Annotated in this window: 11 protein-coding genes and 1 pseudogene; 6 read left to right on the plus strand and 6 right to left on the minus strand. The window is 62.5% G+C overall.

The window, feature by feature from the left end:
• Window positions 1–165: 165 nt before the first annotated feature.
• A complete protein-coding gene (gene glnE / locus DMX11_RS18975) occupies window positions 166–3,099 on the minus strand; it encodes a bifunctional [glutamate--ammonia ligase]-adenylyl-L-tyrosine phosphorylase/[glutamate--ammonia-ligase] adenylyltransferase (RefSeq protein ID WP_110745908.1) in 2,934 nt (977 codons plus the stop codon).
• Between the two features lie 383 nt (window positions 3,100–3,482).
• Here glnE and aceE point away from each other — a divergent pair, with 383 nt between their 5' ends.
• The 5 genes from aceE to DMX11_RS19005 all read left to right on the plus strand — a co-directional run bounded on the left by aceE (window position 3,483) and on the right by DMX11_RS19005 (window position 12,427).
• Entirely contained in the window at window positions 3,483–6,128 is a 2,646-nt protein-coding gene (gene aceE, locus DMX11_RS18980; RefSeq protein WP_110745909.1) for a pyruvate dehydrogenase (acetyl-transferring), homodimeric type, read from the plus strand.
• A 13-nt stretch (window positions 6,129–6,141) separates the two neighbouring features.
• Complete coding sequence (gene aceF, locus DMX11_RS18985; RefSeq protein ID WP_110745910.1) at window positions 6,142–7,782, plus strand: dihydrolipoyllysine-residue acetyltransferase; 1,641 nt, start codon at window positions 6,142–6,144, stop codon at window positions 7,780–7,782.
• A gap of 502 nt (window positions 7,783–8,284) precedes the next feature.
• Window positions 8,285–10,975, plus strand: a complete 2,691-nt coding sequence (locus DMX11_RS18995) for a bifunctional diguanylate cyclase/phosphodiesterase (protein WP_110745911.1) — start codon at window positions 8,285–8,287, stop codon at window positions 10,973–10,975.
• A 156-nt stretch (window positions 10,976–11,131) separates the two neighbouring features.
• Window positions 11,132–11,800 carry a peptide-methionine (S)-S-oxide reductase MsrA gene (gene msrA / locus DMX11_RS19000; protein WP_110745912.1) on the plus strand — a complete coding sequence of 223 codons (669 nt, stop codon included), beginning with the start codon at window positions 11,132–11,134 and terminating at the stop codon, window positions 11,798–11,800.
• A gap of 3 nt (window positions 11,801–11,803) precedes the next feature.
• Window positions 11,804–12,427, plus strand: a complete 624-nt coding sequence (locus tag DMX11_RS19005) for a glutathione S-transferase (protein ID WP_110745913.1) — start codon at window positions 11,804–11,806, stop codon at window positions 12,425–12,427.
• Window positions 12,428–12,561: 134 nt separating this feature from the next.
• Here the strand turns inward: DMX11_RS19005 and creD are convergent, their stop codons facing one another.
• The 4 genes from creD to DMX11_RS19025 form a co-directional block, all read right to left on the minus strand.
• Entirely contained in the window at window positions 12,562–13,890 is a 1,329-nt protein-coding gene (gene creD, locus DMX11_RS19010; protein WP_110745914.1) for a cell envelope integrity protein CreD, read from the minus strand.
• 107 nt (window positions 13,891–13,997) lie between these two features.
• Window positions 13,998–15,434, minus strand: a complete 1,437-nt coding sequence (gene creC, locus DMX11_RS19015) for a two-component system sensor histidine kinase CreC (RefSeq protein WP_110745915.1) — start codon at window positions 15,432–15,434, stop codon at window positions 13,998–14,000.
• On the minus strand, window positions 15,434–16,114 hold the full coding sequence (creB, locus tag DMX11_RS19020; RefSeq protein WP_110745916.1) for a two-component system response regulator CreB: 681 nt from the start codon (window positions 16,112–16,114) through the stop codon (window positions 15,434–15,436). The genes creC and creB overlap by 1 nt, the downstream gene beginning before the upstream one ends.
• Window positions 16,115–16,261: 147 nt before the next feature.
• Complete coding sequence (locus tag DMX11_RS19025; protein ID WP_110745917.1) at window positions 16,262–16,762, minus strand: ATP-dependent zinc protease; 501 nt, start codon at window positions 16,760–16,762, stop codon at window positions 16,262–16,264.
• A gap of 181 nt (window positions 16,763–16,943) precedes the next feature.
• On the opposite strand from DMX11_RS19025, the gene DMX11_RS19030 reads away from it, so the two are divergent.
• On the plus strand, window positions 16,944–17,831 hold the full coding sequence (locus DMX11_RS19030) for an acyltransferase (protein WP_110745918.1): 888 nt from the start codon (window positions 16,944–16,946) through the stop codon (window positions 17,829–17,831).
• Between the two features lie 101 nt (window positions 17,832–17,932).
• On the opposite strand, the pseudogene DMX11_RS19035 reads toward DMX11_RS19030, so the two are convergent.
• A pseudogene (locus tag DMX11_RS19035) lies at window positions 17,933–18,295 on the minus strand (DUF2780 domain-containing protein); the annotation flags it as partial.

Below are 18,295 nucleotides of genomic sequence, written 5' to 3' on the forward strand. Positions count from 1 at the left end.
GCTATGTGGCCGACAGTGTAACACCGGTGGTGAGGCATGAGCCTTTGGGGCCGCTTTGCAGCCCATCGCGACACAAGGCCGCTCCCCCAAAAGGTACTGCATACGCCGGCCAATGGTGGGAGCGGCCTTGTGTCGCGAAAGGGCCGCACAGCGGCCGCAACGATCTCAAGTCAGCCCCAGTTCACCCCAGATCCGCCGCACTTCACGGCGTTCATCGGCAAACTGTGCCGCATCGATCACCCCGGCCTGCTTCTGCAGGGCCTGGCGGTGGGAGGCCGAGCGGAACGCCTTGTACACTTCACGCAACAGCACCGCGTCACTGGCCGGCATCAAACCTGCCTGCTCCAGCTCTTCCAGAATGCGGATGTTATCGGTCCATCGCAGTATGGCCGGGTGGTCATGGGACCAGGCCAAAGCGGCGTATTGCACCATAAATTCGATATCGACGATACCGCCGGCATCCTGCTTGATATCGAACGGCACACCGGCCTCAAAGGCATTGGCGGCAGTACCGGCCGTAGTGGCCTTGGTGCCGAGGTTATCGCGCATCTTGGCGCGCATTTCGCTCACTTCGCTGCGCAGTTTTTCCAGGTCGCGGGCCTGGCCCAGTACCTTCGCACGCACGCCTTCGAACGCTGCCCCGACCTGCTTGCAACCCACCAGCACCCGTGCCCGTACCAGCGCCTGGTGCTCCCAGGTCCAGGCTTCGTTCTGCTGGTAGCGCTCGAACGCGCCCAGCGAGCTGACCAGCAAGCCCGAAGCGCCGGACGGGCGCAGGCGCATGTCCACGTCATACAGCTGACCCGAGTTGGTCTGAGTGGTCAGCAGGTGGATGATTCGCTGGCCAAGGCGCGTGAAGAATTGCGCGCTGTCGATCGGTTTTGAACCGTCGGTTTCTGCCTGCGGATCGCCGTCGTGGATGAACACCAGGTCCAGGTCCGAGCCGTGGCCCAGCTCCAGGCCACCCACCTTGCCGTAGCCAATGATGATGAAACCCGGGTCGCACAGGCTGCCGTCGCTGCGCTTGGGCTGACCGTGGCGGGCCACGGTCTGGCGCCAGGCCAGCGCCAGCACTTGGTCGAGGATCGCTTCAGCCAACCAGGTCAGATAGTCGCTCACCTTCATCAATGGCAGGTTGCCGCTGATTTCCGAGGCCGCCACGCGCAGGCTGTGAGCCAGCTTGAAGTGGCGCAGCGCCTCCATCTGCTGCTCCAGGTCGTCCTCGGGAATGCGCGTCAGCCGTTCGCGCAGCTCGCTGGCCAGCTCTGGCGCCAGCGGCGGGCTGAACAGGCGGCCTTCATTGAGCAGTTCGTCGAGCAGCAGCGGGTAGCGGGCCATCTGCTCGGCAATCCAGGGGCTGGCGGCGCACAGGGTCAGCAGACGACGCAGTGCTCCCGGGTTTTCGGTCAGCAGTACCAGATAGGCCGAGCGCCGCGCCACTGCCTCGACCAGCGGCAATACTCGCTCAAGCACCAGATCAGGGTTTTCATGCTCCACCGCCTGCGCCAGCAAGCGCGGGATAAAGGCGTCCAGGCGCTCACGCCCGATACGCTGCATCGAGCGCAATTGCGGGCTGGAGCGTAGCGCAGCCAGACGCCGCAGCGCCTCGACAGGCTCCTGGAAACCGGCCTCCTGCAGTTGGCGGCCGGCAGCCTCCTCGTCCTGGGCCTGCTCCCACAGCGGCGACCATTCGCCGCCCACCACCAGTTCGCTGTCGCCGTCTTCATCATCCGGGTCGGCGATTACCTGGCGGAAGTGCCAGTCGATCCGACCACGCCAGTACATCAATTGATCGTGGAAGCTCTGCCAGTCGGCAAAGCCAAGGATGTAGGCCACGCGCGCCTGGTCGGTCTCGCCCTCAGGCAGCATCTGCGTCTGGCGGTCGGCAATGGCCTGGATGGCGTGCTCGGTATACCGCAGGAACTCATAGCCTTCGCGCAACTCGGCCACCACCGCTGGCGGCAGGTAGCCTTGGCCTTCCAGGGTGGCCAGCACCTTGAGCAACGGCCGCTGCTGCAGACTGAGGTCACGCCCGCCGTGGATCAGCTGGAAGGCCTGGGCGATGAACTCGACCTCACGAATACCACCGGCACCCAGCTTGATGTTGTCGGCCATGCCCTTGCGCCGCACTTCCTGCTGGATCAGCTGCTTCATGGTGCGCAGCGCTTCGATCGCGGAAAAGTCCAGGTAACGCCGGTACACGAACGGCCGCAACATCTCCTGCAACTGCGCACCGGCCGCCTGGTCGCCAGCCACCACCCGCGCCTTGATCATGGCGTACCGTTCCCAGTCGCGACCCTGGTCCTGGTAGTACTGCTCCAGGGCATTGAAGCTCAGCACCAGCGCACCGGCCGAGCCATAAGGGCGCAGGCGCATGTCGACACGGAAGACGAAGCCGTCGACAGTCACCGGGTCCAGTGCCTTGATCAGCCGCTGGCCCAGGCGGGTGAAGAACTCCTGGTTTTCCAGCGAGCGCTTCACACCTTCGGTTTCACCGCCTTCGGGGAAGCCGAAGATCAGGTCGATGTCCGAGGACAGGTTGAGCTCAACCGCCCCCAGCTTGCCCATGCCCAGCACCACCATGTGCTGCGGTTTGCCACTGCGGTTGCCGATGGGCGTGCCGAACTGCTGGCAATGGCGCGGGTACAGCCATTGGTAGGCTTCGTCGATGGCAGCATCGGCAAGGTCCGACAGATCGCGGCAGGTTTCGCCCAGCTCGGCCTGGCGGGTGATGTCGCGCCAGATGATGCGCACCTGCTGGCGGTTACGCGCGCGTCGCAGGTTGCGCGCCAGTTCGTCCTCGCTCTGCGCCGCCTGGGCAGCCTCGGCAATTTGCCCGCGCAGCTCACCCGGGGCGTAACGCCGCTCCAGCTCGCCACTGGCCAGCAGGGCAAACAGCATGCCCGGGTCGCGCTGTGCCACACCCAGAACGAAATCGCTGGCGGCGGCGACCTGATCGAACTGTCGCCAATGGGCCGGGCTCCAACCATTCAGGTCGAGATCAGGGTGGGCCGCCACGGCATCGCTGATGAACTGACGGTTGCGACTGACCAGCGGCTGCAAGCTGGCAGGCAGATCTGAGGGCAAAGGTAGGCGCATGGTCTATCCTTGATCGGCGTGAAATAGAGGGGAAAAAGCGGCCAAGGGGAAGCCGGACCACGGTTGGACTGTCGTACAAAAGTTGGAAATAGCTGAAAAAAACGAAAAATTGGCAACAAACATCAAGAAGCACCTGTTCGCGACACAATGCCAACCAACATGAACGTTTTTCCTCACAAGCGAAGGTGCGACCAAACGTCGCACAAATGTAGTTTTACTACTACTCATGTCGTGTAAAAGCATGAAATGCGAAAGCAAATGTAGTAAAACTACAACGCGCCGGAAGACACCCCGGTAATCCAAGAATTCACGACGTCTGCCCATAAGGCCAGTCGCAACTTCAGGCAATCGATTCTGGTTGCCTTTCCGCCCTGGAGCAAGCCATGCAAGACCTCGATCCAATCGAAACCCAGGAATGGCTGGATGCCCTGGAGTCGGTCCTCGACAAAGAAGGCGAAGACCGCGCTCATTACCTGATGACCCGTATGGGCGAGCTGGCCACCCGCAGTGGCTCCCAGCTGCCGTATGCGATCACCACGCCATACCGCAACACCATCCCTGTCACCCACGAAGCACGCATGCCTGGCGACCTGTTCATGGAACGCCGCATTCGCTCGATGGTGCGTTGGAACGCCCTGGCCATGGTCATGCGCACCAACCTGAAAGACTCGGACCTGGGCGGACACATCTCCAGCTTCGCCTCCAGCGCCACCCTGTACGACATCGGCTTCAACTACTTCTTCCAGGCCCCGACCGAAGAACACGGCGGCGACCTGATCTTCTTCCAGGGCCACGCTTCGCCAGGCGTCTACGCCCGTGCCTTCATGGAAGGCCGCATCAACGAAGACCAGATGAACAACTTCCGTCAGGAAGTGGACGGCAACGGCCTGTCTTCGTACCCGCACCCATGGCTGATGCCTGACTTCTGGCAGTTCCCGACCGTTTCGATGGGTCTGGGCCCGATCCAGGCCATCTACCAGGCCCGCTTCATGAAGTACCTGGAAGCGCGCGGCTTCATCCCGGCCGGCAAGCAGAAGGTCTGGTGCTTCATGGGCGACGGCGAGTGCGACGAGCCGGAATCCCTGGGCGCAATCGCCCTGGCCGGCCGCGAGAAGCTGGACAACCTGATCTTCGTCATCAACTGCAACCTGCAGCGCCTCGACGGCCCGGTTCGCGGCAACGGCAAGATCATCCAGGAACTCGAAGGCGTGTTCCGTGGCGGTGGCTGGAACGTCAACAAGGTTGTCTGGGGCCGTTTCTGGGACCCACTGCTGGCCAAGGACACCAACGGTGCCCTGCAGCGCCGCATGGACGAAGTCATCGACGGCGAGTACCAGAACTACAAAGCCAAAGACGGCGCGTACGTTCGTGAGAACTTCTTCAATACTCCAGAGCTCAAGGCCATGGTCGAAGACCTGTCCGACGAAGAGATCTGGAAGCTCAACCGTGGCGGCCACGACCCGTACAAGGTCTACGCGGCCTACCACCAGGCTGTGAACCACAAAGAGCAGCCGACCGTCATCCTGGCCAAGACCATCAAGGGTTACGGTACCGGTGCCGGCGAAGCCAAGAACACCGCGCACAACACCAAGAAGGTCGACGTCGACAGCCTGCGTCACTTCCGTGACCGCTTCGACATCCCGGTCAAGGATGCCGACCTGGAGAACCTGCCGTTCTTCAAGCCGGAAGAAGGTTCTGCCGAAGCCAAGTACCTGGCCGAGCGCCGTGCTGCCCTGGGCGGTTTCGTGCCTCAGCGCCGCGCCAAGAGCTTCAGCGTGCCGACCCCGCCACTGGAAACGCTGAAGGCGATCCTGGACGGCTCGGGCGACCGCGAAATCTCCACCACCATGGCCTTCGTGCGTATCCTGGCGCAGCTGGTCAAGGACAAGGACATCGGCCAGCGCATCGTCCCGATCATCCCGGACGAAGCCCGTACCTTCGGTATGGAAGGCATGTTCCGTCAGTTGGGCATCTACTCGTCGGTCGGCCAGCTCTACGAGCCAGTCGATAAAGACCAGGTGATGTTCTACCGCGAAGACAAGAAGGGCCAGATCCTCGAGGAAGGCATCAACGAAGCCGGCGCCATGTCGTCGTTCATCGCTGCCGGTACCTCGTACAGCTGCCACAACCAGCCGATGCTGCCGTTCTACATCTTCTACTCGATGTTCGGTTTCCAGCGTATTGGCGACCTGGCCTGGGCCGCTGGCGACAGCCGCACCCGTGGCTTCCTGATCGGCGGTACCGCCGGCCGTACCACCCTCAACGGTGAAGGCCTGCAGCACGAAGACGGTCACAGCCACATGATGGCGGGCACCATCCCGAACTGCCGCACCTATGATCCAACCTACGGCTACGAGCTGGCGGTGATCATCCAGGACGGCATGAAGAAGATGACCGAAGAGCAACAGGACATCTTCTACTACATCACCGTGATGAACGAATCCTACCAGCAGCCAGCCATGCCGGCCGGTGTCGAGGAAGGCATCATCAAGGGCATGTACCTGCTGGAAGAAGACACCCGCGAAGCCGCGCACCACGTACAGCTGATGGGCTCCGGCACCATCCTGCGCGAAGTCCGCGAAGCGGCGAAAATCCTGCGTGAAGAGTTCAACGTCGGTGCCGACGTGTGGAGCGTTACCAGCTTCAACGAACTGCGTCGCGACGGCCTGGCCGTGGAACGCGCCAACCGCCTGAAGCCTGGCCAGAAGCCACAGCAGACTTACGTCGAGCAGTGCCTGAACGGTCGCAAAGGTCCGGTCATCGCCTCTACCGACTACATGAAGCTGTTCGCCGAGCAGATTCGCCAGTGGGTACCGAGCAAAGAGTTCAAGGTCCTGGGTACCGACGGTTACGGTCGCAGCGACAGCCGCAAGAAGCTGCGTCACTTCTTTGAAGTCGACCGCCACTTCGTGGTGCTGGCTGCCCTGGAAGCCCTGGCTGACCGTGGCGAGATCGAACCCAAGGTTGTTGCAGACGCTATCGTCAAGTTCGGTATCGACCCGGACAAGCGCAACCCACTGGACTGCTGAGGAGTATTTTTAAGTGAGCGAACTCATTCGCGTACCTGACATCGGCAGCGGTGAAGGTGAAATCATCGAGCTGTTCGTCAAGGTCGGTGATCGTATCGAGGCTGACCAGAGCCTGCTGACCCTGGAGTCCGACAAGGCCTCCATGGAAATTCCGGCACCCAAGGCCGGCGTCATCAAGGAACTGAAGGTCAAGCTGGGCGACCGCCTGAAAGAAGGCGACGAGCTGCTGGTCCTGGAAGCCGAGGGCGCCGCTGCTGCGGCCCCTGAGGCTCCGGCCGCTGCCGCTGCTCCGGCTGCTGCTCCAGCGCCAGCCGCTGAAGCCGCTCCTGCTGCTCCGGCCGCCGCCCCGGCTGCTGCCAGCGTGCAGGACATCCACGTGCCGGACATCGGCTCGTCGGGCAAGGCCAAGATCATCGAAGTGCTGGTCAAGGTCGGCGACACTGTCGAAGCCGACCAGTCGCTGATTACCCTGGAGTCCGACAAGGCCTCCATGGAAATCCCGTCGCCGGCTGCCGGCGTGGTCGAAGAAGTGCTGTGCAAGCTGGAAGATGAAGTCGGCACTGGTGACCTGATCTTCAAGCTCAAGGTTGCTGGCGCTGCGCCTGCTGCTGCAGCGGCTCCGGCTGCTGCTGCCCCGGCCAAGGCTGAGGCTGCTCCGGCTGCCGCACCTGCTACTGCTGCTGCCCCGGCCGCTGCCGCTGCACCGGTTGCTACCGCACCGGCTGCCGGCAGCAATGCCAAGGTTCACGCCGGCCCGGCGGTTCGCCAGCTGGCCCGTGAATTTGGTGTCGACCTGGGCGCGGTTGCCGCCACCGGTCCGCACGGCCGCATCCTGAAAGAAGACGTGCAGGTGTACGTCAAGGCGATGATGCAGAAGGCCAAGGAAGCACCGGCAGCCGCTGGCGCAACCGGCGGCGCCGGCATCCCGCCGATCCCTGCCGTGGACTTCAGCAAGTTCGGTGAAGTGGAAGAAGTAGCCCTGACCCGCCTGATGCAGGTCGGTGCTGCCAACCTGCACCGCAGCTGGCTCAACGTGCCGCACGTGACTCAGTTCGACTCCGCCGACATCACCGAGCTGGAAGCCTTCCGCGTTGCGCAGAAGGCCGTGGCCGAGAAAGCTGGCGTGAAGCTGACCGTGCTGCCTCTGCTGCTCAAGGCCTGCGCCTTCCTGCTCAAGGAACTGCCGGACTTCAACAGCTCACTGGCGCCAAGCGGCAAGGCTGTGATCCGCAAGAAGTACGTGCACATCGGCTTTGCCGTGGACACCCCGGACGGCCTGCTGGTCCCTGTGATCAAGAACGTCGACCAGAAGAGCCTGCTGCAACTGGCTGCCGAAGCCGCTGCACTGGCCGAGAAGGCGCGTACCAAAAAGCTGTCGGCAGACGACATGCAAGGTGCCTGCTTCACCATCTCCAGCCTCGGCCACATTGGCGGCACCGGCTTCACGCCGATCGTCAACGCGCCGGAAGTGGCTATCCTGGGCGTCTCCAAGGCGACCATGCAGCCTGTCTGGGATGGCAAGGCCTTCCAGCCTAAGCTGATGCTGCCGCTGTCGCTGTCCTACGATCACCGTGTGATCAACGGCGCTGCCGCCGCGCGCTTCACCAAGCGCCTGGGCGACGTGCTGGGCGACATCCGCACCATGCTGCTGTAAGCCAGCACACTGCCCCTCCTTGCGAGGGGCAGTACCCTTTTCGAGCTGCCACGCTCGTACCTCAACCCCGTCGATTGGCGGGGCTTTTTTTTGTCCGGCGAAAATATTCGGCGCCTGGGAGATCGAGCGCCGCCCGCGCGGCGCATCGCGAGCTGCGCTCGCTCCTACATTTGTTTCGGGCCAGTATCCCTGTGGCAGACGCGCGCGACCGCCTTGTTTGTACGACGCGATATCGCGCCATGCGCCAAGGCGTTCGCGCGCAAATCCCACAGGCATAATTGGCCCGAAACAAACGAGCGAGCGCAGCTCGCGATGCGCCGCGCGGGCGGCGCTCGGTCTCTCAGACGCCAAAAATCTGATGGCGATCTAAGATTTCAGCCCCACGAGCCGATAACCTGTCCACAGCATCGCACATGGCCGCTTGCCAGCCCTCGGTACATGATGCAACCTTGCCAGACCCGCTGCGGTCCTACTCAGCGTTCCCTCTTCAAGCGAGCCTTCGATGAAAAGCCAACCCGATGCCGCCAGCCGTGTGGCGGCCGAGGTCGTCACGCAGTTACCCGTGCCCTCGCGGCTCGGCATGCTGCGTTTCGAAAGGCTCAACGAAGCCACCTGGGGCATGCTGTACCTGGACCCGGCCTGCGAACGCCAGTTCGGCCTGCACGCTGGTGAGCTGTGCGCCCTGGTCGACGCACCCTACGCCAGCCTGATGGAACCCGAGGCACGCTACCGCCTGCACGACGAGATCCAGCTGCAACTGGCCCAGCGCGGTTACTACCGCATACGCTACACCCTGCACACCCCCAGCACCTCGCTGCGCCTGCTGGAAGCCGGTGAACCTTACAAGCAGCACAACCGCCAGCTGTTGCGCGGCTACTTGAGCGTGCTCGACGACCAGCAGGAAGATGCCGGCGAACCGGGCGCAAGTGACTTGGAATCACGCAACAATCGGCTGCAACTGGCCCTGCAACTGAACCAGCGCGCACAGCAGGAACAGCTGGAACACCTGGAGCGGGTACGCGGCCAGCAGGACCTGATATTGCGCCTGGCCCGCCAGCGCTATAGTGCCGGCAACTCGTTGCTGGAAGCCGCGCAGCTGATCACCCAGAGCGCCTGCGAAATCTACAAGGTCGACAGTGCCAGCATCTGGCACCTGGAAGACCAGCGCCTGGAGCCGATCATCGCCTGGTACCGCGATGCACAGGAGCATCGCCAGCCCGAAGCTATCGATGCAAGCGGCTTCCCCGACTACCTCGACGCACTGCACACCAGCCGCGCCATCGATGCCCACAACGCCGGCCACGACCCGCGCACCCGTGCCCTGGCGCAAAGCCTGCGCCCAGAAAACAAGGCCATGCTCGACGCCAGTATCCGCGTCGATGGCCAGGTGGTCGGGGTGCTGTGCCTGGAGCAGACTGGCCAGCCGCGGGCCTGGCAGTCGGACGAAATCGCCTTTGCCGGCGAACTGGCCGACCAGTTCGCCCAGGTCATTACCAACCATAACCGGCGTGCAGCAGCCAGCGCCCTGCACCTGTTCCAGCGGGCGGTCGAGCAAAGTGCCAGCGCGTTCCTGCTGGTCAACCGCGATGGCCGGGTGGAATACGTCAACCCTAGCTTCACCGCTATCACTCAGTACAGCGCAGAGGAAGTACATGGCCGTCTCCTGGCCGAGCTCCCGGCGCTGGAAAACCTCAGCGAGCTGCTGTTCGACTCGCCGTCGAGCCTGGCCATGGGCAATAGCTGGCAGGGCGAATTCAAGAGCCGGCGCAAAAACCTCGAGCCGTACTGGGGTCAGTTGTCGATTTCCAAGGTCTACGGTGACAACCGTGAGCTGACCCACTACATCGGCATCTACGAAGATGTCACCCAGACCAAGTTGGCGCAGCAGCGCATCGAGCGGCTGGCCTACACCGACAACCTGACCAACCTGGGTAACCGCCCGGCGTTCATCCGCAGCCTCGACGAACGTTTCGCCCGCGACGGTGAGAGCTCGATGTGCCTGCTGCTGGTGGACATCGACAACTTCAAGCGAATCAACGACAGCCTTGGCCACCAGACTGGCGACAAGCTGCTGGTCAGCCTGGCCCGGCGCCTGCGCAACAGCCTGCATGCCGGCGGCATCCTGGCCCGGTTTGCCAGTAACGAGTTCGCCGTACTGCTCGACGACACCAGCCTGGAAGATGGCCATGGCGTTGCCATGCAATTGCTGAGCACCCTCGACAAACCGATGTTCGTCGACAACCAGCTGATCAACGTCACCGCGTCGGTAGGCCTGGCCTGTGCGCCGCTGCACGGCACCGACCCGGCCAGCCTGATGAAAAACGCCGGCCTGGCGTTGCACAAGGCCAAGGCCAACGGTAAGCATCAGGTGCAAGTATTCACCGAAGTACTCAATGCCGAAGCCAGCTATAAACTGTTCGTCGAGAACAATCTGCGCCGCGCGTTGACGCAGAACGAGCTGGAGGTGTTCTACCAGCCCAAGTTGTGCCTGCGTAGCGGCCGCCTGCTGGGCCTGGAGGCGCTACTGCGCTGGAACCACCCCGAGCGGGGCATGATCCGCCCGGACCAGTTCATCAGCGTGGCCGAGGAAACAGGCCTGATCATCCCCATCGGCAAATGGGTGGTGCGCCAGTCGTGCCGCATGAGCCAGCAACTGCGCGAGGCTGGCATGGGCAACCTGCACGTAGCCATCAACCTGTCGCCAAAACAGTTTTCCGACCCCGACCTGGTGGCGTCGATCAGCAGCATCCTCAAGGAAGAAGCCCTGCCCCCGCACCTGCTGGAGCTTGAGCTGACCGAAGGCCTGCTGCTGGAAGCCAGCGAAGATACCCACCGCCAGCTGGACGAGCTCAAGGCCCTGGGGCTGACCCTGGCCATGGACGACTTCGGCACCGGTTATTCGTCGCTGAGCTACCTGAAGAAGTTTCCGATCGACATCCTCAAGATCGACCGTAGCTTCATCAACGAGATCCCCGATAACCAGGACGACATGGAAATCACCTCGGCGGTGGTGGCCATGGCGCACAACCTGAAGCTGAAGGTGGTCGCCGAGGGTATCGAGACGCCGGCGCAGCTGGCGTTCCTGCGTCGGCATCGCTGTGATGTGGGCCAAGGGTACCTGTTCGACCGGCCGATCCCTGGCCGCGAGCTGGCCGAGCGGCTGAAGCGCTACCCGCGTGGACCAGTGGCCTGACAGCGGCGTAATCCTCGGGCACTATAGAAACCATTCGGGCCCCTTCGCGGGGCAAGCCCGCTCCCACAAGTTCGCGTCTGAACACCAATCCTGTGGGAGCGGGCTTGCCCCGCGAAGGGCTCAACACCTATCCAACTGAAAAACAGAGGAACGGCTATGGTCCTGCGTTCGGAAATCCTGGTGAACAAAAACGTCATGCCAACTGCGGAACAGGCCCTGCCTGGCCGCGAAACGCCAATGAACCTGCCCGAGTTCCACTACGTCTTCAAAGACACCCCACTGCTCGGTCCGTTCTTCGAAGGCGCCATCGATTTCGCCATCTTCGGCCTGGGTTGCTTCTGGGGCGCAGAGCGCCGCTTCTGGCAGCGTGAAGGGGTGGTCAGCACCGTGGTCGGCTATGCCGGCGGCTTCACCCCCAACCCCACCTACGAAGAAGTTTGCTCGGGCCTGACCGGCCACACCGAAGTGGTGCTGGTGGTGTTCGACAAGGACAAAGTCAGCTACCGCGAACTGCTGGCAATGTTCTGGGAGCTGCACAACCCCACCCAAGGCATGCGCCAAGGCAACGACATTGGTACTCAATATCGCTCGGCCATCTACTGCACCAGCCCAGAACAACTGGAGCAGGCCAAGGCTAGCCGCGACGCCTTCCAGGCCGAGCTGAGCAAGGCCGGCTTCGGTGAAATCACCACCGAGATCGACCAAGCGCCGACCGTTTACTTCGCCGAGGCCTACCACCAACAGTACCTGGCCAAGAACCCTGACGGCTACTGCGGCATCGGCGGCACCGGCGTGTGCCTGCCACCAAGCCTGCAAGGTAACTGAAGCATGAGCACGATGACCCTGTTCCACTCGCCGTTGTCGCCTTTCGTGCGCAAGGTCATGGTGGTGTTGCACGAAACCGGCCAGCTTGATCGAGTGCAACTGCAGCCGGTTAACATCAGCCCGGTGAGCGGCGACCCGCAGCTCAACCAGGACAACCCCATCGGCAAAATCCCAGCCCTGCGCCTGGAAGACGGCACCGTGCTGCACGACAGCCGGGTCATCTGCGAGTACCTCGACCTGCAGCACGTCGGCCTGCCGCTGCTACCGCGTGAAGGCTCGGCGCGCTGGCGGCGCATGACCTTGGTATCACAGGCCGATGCGATCATGGACGCGGCGGTGTCGAGCCGGTATGAGAGCTTCCTGCGGCCAGAAGACAAACGCTGGGATGGCTGGCTGCAGGCGCAGAGCGACAAGATCCGCCGGAGCCTGGCCAACCTGGAGCACGAGCACCTGCCTGAGCTGATGTCCGGCTTCGACCTGGCGGCGATTGGCGTGGCCTGTGCGCTGGGTTACCTGGATTTGCGTCAGCCGGAGTTCGGCTGGCGTGAACGCCAGCCTGGGCTGGCGGCGTGGTATGCCGAGGTGGCCAAGCGGCCGTCGATGGTCGCCACATCTCCAGTGGCCTGACAGGGCCTCTTCGCGGGCACGCCCGCTCCCACACCTGGGGGAGCGAGCGTGCCCGCGAAAGCTTCACCTGGGTATCACAGGAAACAGCTGCCCAATCCTGAAGGCCAGCCACCGCCCGATCTCTCTGTCCTCCCTCATGCCGCCCTCCCCACCCGCGCCCAATCCAGCCGCCGGGTCAGCACCATGAACACACCCAGCAAGCCAAAGCACAGCAGCGATCCCATCAGCAGTGCATAGTCTTCGGCACTCAGCAGCCCATAGAGCAGCGCATACAGCGCCGCCAGCCCCGCCGCAAAACCCACCCCTCGCCCCCGGCTGTGCAAAACATGGCTCAGGTAGAAGCCGATCAGCAGCACACAGCCCGAAGCTGACAACCCATACGCCAAACCGAAGCCAATGTGCTCGGACAACGACAACAGCAGCAGATAGAAGAACGCCAGGGCCACGCCCACCAGGATGTACTGCACCGGGTGCACACTAAGGTTTTTCATGACCTCGAACAGGAAAAAGCCGGCAAACGTCAGGGCAATGAACAACAACGCGTATTTGATCGCCCGCTCGCTTTTCAGGTACTGGTCCACCGGGTCGACAAAACTCACGCCAAAGCTGCGCTCACTCAAGTCCCCACACTGCCCGGCGCTAGCGCACTGGCGGATGGCGTCCTCAAGGTTGGTAGCAAAGAACGAGGTTTGCCAGTGGGCACTGAAGCCTTGGGCATCGATCTCGCGTCGGTTGGGCAAGTAGTTGCCGACGAAGCTGGGGTGCGGCCAGTTGGCGCGCATGTCCACACTGCTGGTACGGCCCACAGGTACCACGTGCAACTGGCCGGTACCTTGCAACGCCAGGTCAAAGCCGTAACTGAACGCTCGTGCCTGTAGCCCGTCCAGCCCCGGCAGGCTGGCGTGCACGCCGCCGCGCATCCAGTCGAGCTGGGTGCCGGCCTCGAACGGTACTTTTTGCTCGTCCATATTCAGTTCAAGGCCATTCTCGATGCCGCGGATATCGCTGATGCCCACGACCAGAAACGGCTTGTCGAAGCGGTAGTCGTCGAAATCCTTGTCGATGCCCCAGCGTTCCGGGAGCTTGAAGCGGCCGCTGATACGTCCCTTGGCGTGGAACAGCCGCGCCTGGTAAATGCCCCGGGCGCGTAGTTCAGTGTCTACGCCCAGGTCGGCATCGAAGGTTTCCGGCAGAAAGTACAAGTGGCCGGCGATGGTGCTGGTCTCCTGGGTGCGTTGGCCGTCCTTTTCGATCCAGCGGCGCTGGTACTTGCGGTATGGCACCACCAGCAGCGGGCCGCTGAGCTGCTGGTCGAAGCTGGCGCTCTGGGCAATATCGCGCAGCACGTTGTCGCGCAGGGCCTGGCGCTCGTCGATCAGGCCGTTGATCAGCAATAACGGGATGAGCAGCAGCAACATCAGCAGGGCGATCATGCCGAGCTTGAAACCAATGGTCTTGTTCATGGGGCCTCCTGTGGCAGTGGGCGCAGTGTCTGCGCCTTGCGTGGAGGCTTTGTGGAGAGCGTGTGTGATTTAAGTGTATTTGGGGCTGCTGTGCAGCCCCGGCTGTCTCAGCTGATGCGCCGTACCGGCAGCCACAACCGCACACGCACCCCGCCATCGACGTTGTCCACTGCCAATGCCCCACCATGCAGTTGCATCACCTCGGCCACGAAGTTCAAACCCAGCCCGGTGCTCTTGCGCCCGCTCCCAGGCCGCGGCAGCGAGTAGAACCGCTCGCTGACCCGGCCGATGGCGTAGGCCGGTATCGCTTGCCCCTGGTTGAACAAACTCAACGCCACGCGTTCGCCATCGCGCTCCAGGTCGAACAGCAGCGTGCCCCCTTCCGGGGTGAAGTCCAAGGCGTTATCGAGCAGGTTGGCCAACGCTTGGCGCATCAGAAACGGATCGCAAAGCAAACGCAAAGTGGCAGGCACCCGCTGTCGGACCTGCAATCTGGCACCTTCGATACGCGCCGCATGGGCCAGCAGCAACTCATCGACCAACGCCGCCAGCGCCACCTGCTGCTCGTCCTCCAGGGCCTGCATCTGCTCGACCCTGGCCAGGTTGAGCAACCGCTCGATCATCTGCTGCAAACGCTCGCTCTCGCGTTCGATATTGCCGGCAAAGCGCGCCCGCTGAGCAACGGGCATATCCTCGCCTTGCAACAGCTCGGAGGCACCACGGATGGCCGCAAGCGGGCTTTTCAGCTCGTGAGTCAGGGTGTGTACATAGCGCTCGACATAGGCCTTGCCTTCCAGCTGGGTGCGCATGCGCTCCACTGCCTGTGCCAGGTTCGCCAGCTCGCCGCCCTTGTAATGCGGAAGCTCCGCACGCTCACCTTCGCTGACCGCCTGCGCATAACCCGCCAACTTACGCAGCGAGCGCGAAAGCCACCACGACAGCGCCGCGCCGATCAGCAAGCCCAAGCCGATCAGCCCAAGCCCCAGAGTGAGCAAGCGCCGCTCGGAGCGGTCGATGTAGGGTTGCAATGAGCTATTGGGCTTGGCGACAGTGACGACGCCGATAATCTTGCCGTCGTCGATGATCGGCGCGCCAACGTGCATCACCGAGGTGCTTTCATCGTTGGGGTCGCTGCGGGTGGAGCGAGCGCCATACTGCCCTCGCAGGGTCAGCAGCACGTCATTCCACTGCGAGTAATCCTTGCCCAGGGCCTCGCCACTGGAGTCCAGCAACACGATGCCCTTGGCGTCAGTGACATAGATGCGGTGGCTGACCTGGTTCTTGGCCAGCCCCCAGATCTGTGCGCCCGGGCTGCGCGAGCCGTAGGCCTCGAGCACCTCGGGCAGGCGGCCCTGGTTCAGGGTGCCGGCCTTGACGTCATCCCGCAGGATTTCTGCCAGCAGGTTGGCAGTGTCTACCAAGGTTTCTTCGGAAGATTGGCGCACTACCGGGCGAATCTGTTCGCGTACGGTATTGAGCAAGAAGTAACCGGCCAAACCGACGAACAGGAAGTACACCAGGAAGATACGAATACCCAAGCGCATCAGGCGTGCTCCGGGCTATAGCTGTAACCGAGGCCGCGATGGGTCTGGATCGGCTCGGCATCACCCGCTACCTGGCGCAGTTTGGCGCGCAGGCTCTTGATATGGCTGTCGATGGTGCGCTCATAGCCCACGTCGGAGGCCACGCCTAAAGCGTCGAGCAGCTGTTCGCGGCTGAACACCCGCTGCGGTTGTTCGAGCAGGCATTGCAGCAAGCGGAACTCATGCCGGGTCAGCGTGAGCGGCTGGCTGCGGTAGGTAATCTGCATGCGCAGGGTGTCAAGCTGGAACAAGGTGGTTTCGCCGGCCACCTCGGCACGTGGGGCCATGCGTTTGAGGATCGCCCGAACGCGCGCTGCCACTTCACGAGGGCTGAAAGGTTTAACTACGTAGTCGTCGGCACCGATTTCCAGGCCTACTACGCGGTCGATTTCACCGTCCCGCGCGCTGAGAAACATCACCGGCACGTCGGTGAACCGGCGCAGTTGGCGACAGGTTTCGAAGCCACTGATGTCGGGCAGGCCAATGTCGAGGATGATCAGGTCGGCCGGGCACTGGCGCTGCTGCTCGAGGGCGGCGCTGCCCAGGGTTACCCATTCGGTACTGTGGCCGTCCGCCTGCAGGGCGTAGACCAGGGTGTCGGCGATGGCGGCTTCGTCTTCGACGATAAGGATATGAGGCATGGCGTCCGGCCTTGCGGTTTTGAAGGTTGGCACAGCTCAGTGTAGGAGCGGGCTTGCCCGGGAACACCGGCAAAGCCGGTGCCTGACACTTCATTATGTGCGTTCGCGGGCAAGCCCGCTCCTACATTGTATGGCGGACGCTTCAGGTCAACAGTCTGGTTTGCCAGCGGTGAACTTCTTAGCCGGGTTGACCGCCGCCTTGAACTCACGCAGCGCCTTGGAGCCCACCAGCAATGGGTAGTTGAAGCTGCTGCGGTCCACCAGGTTCACCTCCACGGTACGCTTCACGTCACCCAGGCACAGCTCCAGGTCAACCACTGGCCGCTTGGAAATTTCCGGGGCATCGCCCTCTTCCTCTTCATCGGCCCGGCCCTTGATCTTGCTGATGCGCGAGACCTTGTGCTCGTAAACCTTGCCGTCCGAGTCCTTGGTCGCCAGGCGGAAGCGCACCCACTCGTCGCCATCGCGGGTGAACAACTCGATGTCCTTGGCCGACAACGACGCGGTAAAGGCACCGGTGTCCATCTTGGCTTTCAGGGTTTCGCCCAGTTCAGGCAGGGCAATATTCTCGTAACGGCCGTAGATAGTGGGTTCGGCGGCCATCACCGGCAGCGCCAACAGCGACAACATGGCTAAAAGAGATTTCACAAGCAGGCTTCCTTGAGAGGGTCAGTGCTTAGACTGCACTGGGCAGATAGGTTCGCTGTCACAAGCCTAACCAACATAATGTGAAACATTTGTCCCCGCCGCCGGGCATTGGACATTTGGCGTAGACCTGAGCGCTGCTTATCATTGCGCCCTGCCAACTTCCCACAACAAGAGTTTCCTTATGCGTCGCCTGTTTACCGGCATTCTTACGACCACCCTGCTGCTGCTCAACACCGTGGTGTTGATCTGCCCGCTGCTGGTCTTCGCCCTGCTCAAGCTGGTGCTGCCAGGCCGTGGCCGCGACTACGCGTCGTGGGCGGTGATGTGGGTGGCCGAAACCTGGTCGGAAATCGACAAAGCCATCTTCGCCCTGTGCATCCCTACTCAGTGGGACATCCGCGGTGTGGAAAACCTGCGCACGGACACCTCGTACCTGGCCGTGAGCAACCACCAGACCTGGGTCGACATCCCGGCGCTGATCGAAAGCCTCAACCGCCGTACACCGTTCTTCAAGTTCTTCCTGAAAAAGGAACTGATCTGGGTACCGTTGCTGGGCCTGGCCTGGTGGGGCCTGGATTACCCGTTCATGAAGCGCTACAGCAAGGCGTTTCTGGAAAAGCACCCGGAGCTCAAGGGCAAGGACCTGGAAATCACCAAGGCGGCCTGCGAGCTGTTCAAGCGCCAGCCGGTGACCGTGGTCAACTACCTGGAAGGCACCCGGTTTACTGAAGCCAAGCGCCAGGAGCAGCAGTCGCCTTATCGCTACCTGCTCAAGCCCAAGGCGGGTGGTGTGGCGTTTGTGCTCGCGGCATTGGGCGAGCAGCTGGATGCCCTGCTGGACGTGACCATCGTGTACCCTGGCAATAAGGCGCCGGGGTTCTGGGACTTGCTCAATGGCAGCATTAGCCGGGTGATTATCGACATTCAGGTGCGGGAGCTGGACCCGGCGTTGTGGGCGGGGGATTACGAGAATGATCCCGAGTTTCGGCAGATGGTGCAGGCCTGGGTCAACCAGTTGTGGGTAGAGAAAGACCAGCGGATCGAGCAGCTGCGGGCGGATATGGGCTGAGACCTCTGCCGCCTGAGCTGGCCTCTTCGCGGGTGAACCCGCTCCTACAGTTACAGCGCAAGTTTTCAGAGACTGGGATGCCAGCGCTGCCCTACAGACCCTCAGACTGAAGGTTGGGCCAACGGCGCCGGCGTCGTCCACAAACTCCCCAGATTCTGCAACAACGACCCGGCAATCCCCTGCTGCCCCAGGAACTGCGGAATCAACGGCGCGAACTGCCCGATCATGCGCCTTGAAGGCAATGTCCTTCTCGCTGCGGTTTTGCACGTTGTTGCCCAGCGCATTGCTCAAGGCCGACTGATTTCCGCCCAACCCACTTAACCCGCCCAACGCATTCGCACCGGCCAGCAGGTCCAGCCCCGGCACTGCCTTGGTCAGTTGGCCGTAGTCATCACTGCTCAACACCTTGGGCAGTGAATTGACGATCACCCCCGAGCAGGCCGTGGGCGGGGCTGGGGCGATGT

The organism is Pseudomonas sp. LB-090624, from assembly GCF_003205205.1.
Classification (GTDB): domain Bacteria; phylum Pseudomonadota; class Gammaproteobacteria; order Pseudomonadales; family Pseudomonadaceae; genus Aquipseudomonas.

What these genes read in the sequence shown, in the direction of transcription:
- glnE (WP_110745908.1), bottom strand. Translation starts at nt 3,099, where the DNA reads ATGCGCCTACCTTTGCCCTCAGATCTGCCTGCCAGCTTGCAGCCGCTG.
- aceE (WP_110745909.1), top strand. Translation starts at nt 3,483, where the DNA reads ATGCAAGACCTCGATCCAATCGAAACCCAGGAATGGCTGGATGCCCTG.
- DMX11_RS18995 (WP_110745911.1), top strand. Translation starts at nt 8,285, where the DNA reads ATGAAAAGCCAACCCGATGCCGCCAGCCGTGTGGCGGCCGAGGTCGTC.
- msrA (WP_110745912.1), top strand. Translation starts at nt 11,132, where the DNA reads ATGGTCCTGCGTTCGGAAATCCTGGTGAACAAAAACGTCATGCCAACT.
- DMX11_RS19005 (WP_110745913.1), top strand. Translation starts at nt 11,804, where the DNA reads ATGAGCACGATGACCCTGTTCCACTCGCCGTTGTCGCCTTTCGTGCGC.
- creD (WP_110745914.1), bottom strand. Translation starts at nt 13,890, where the DNA reads ATGAACAAGACCATTGGTTTCAAGCTCGGCATGATCGCCCTGCTGATG.
- creC (WP_110745915.1), bottom strand. Translation starts at nt 15,434, where the DNA reads ATGCGCTTGGGTATTCGTATCTTCCTGGTGTACTTCCTGTTCGTCGGT.
- creB (WP_110745916.1), bottom strand. Translation starts at nt 16,114, where the DNA reads ATGCCTCATATCCTTATCGTCGAAGACGAAGCCGCCATCGCCGACACC.
- DMX11_RS19030 (WP_110745918.1), top strand. Translation starts at nt 16,944, where the DNA reads ATGCGTCGCCTGTTTACCGGCATTCTTACGACCACCCTGCTGCTGCTC.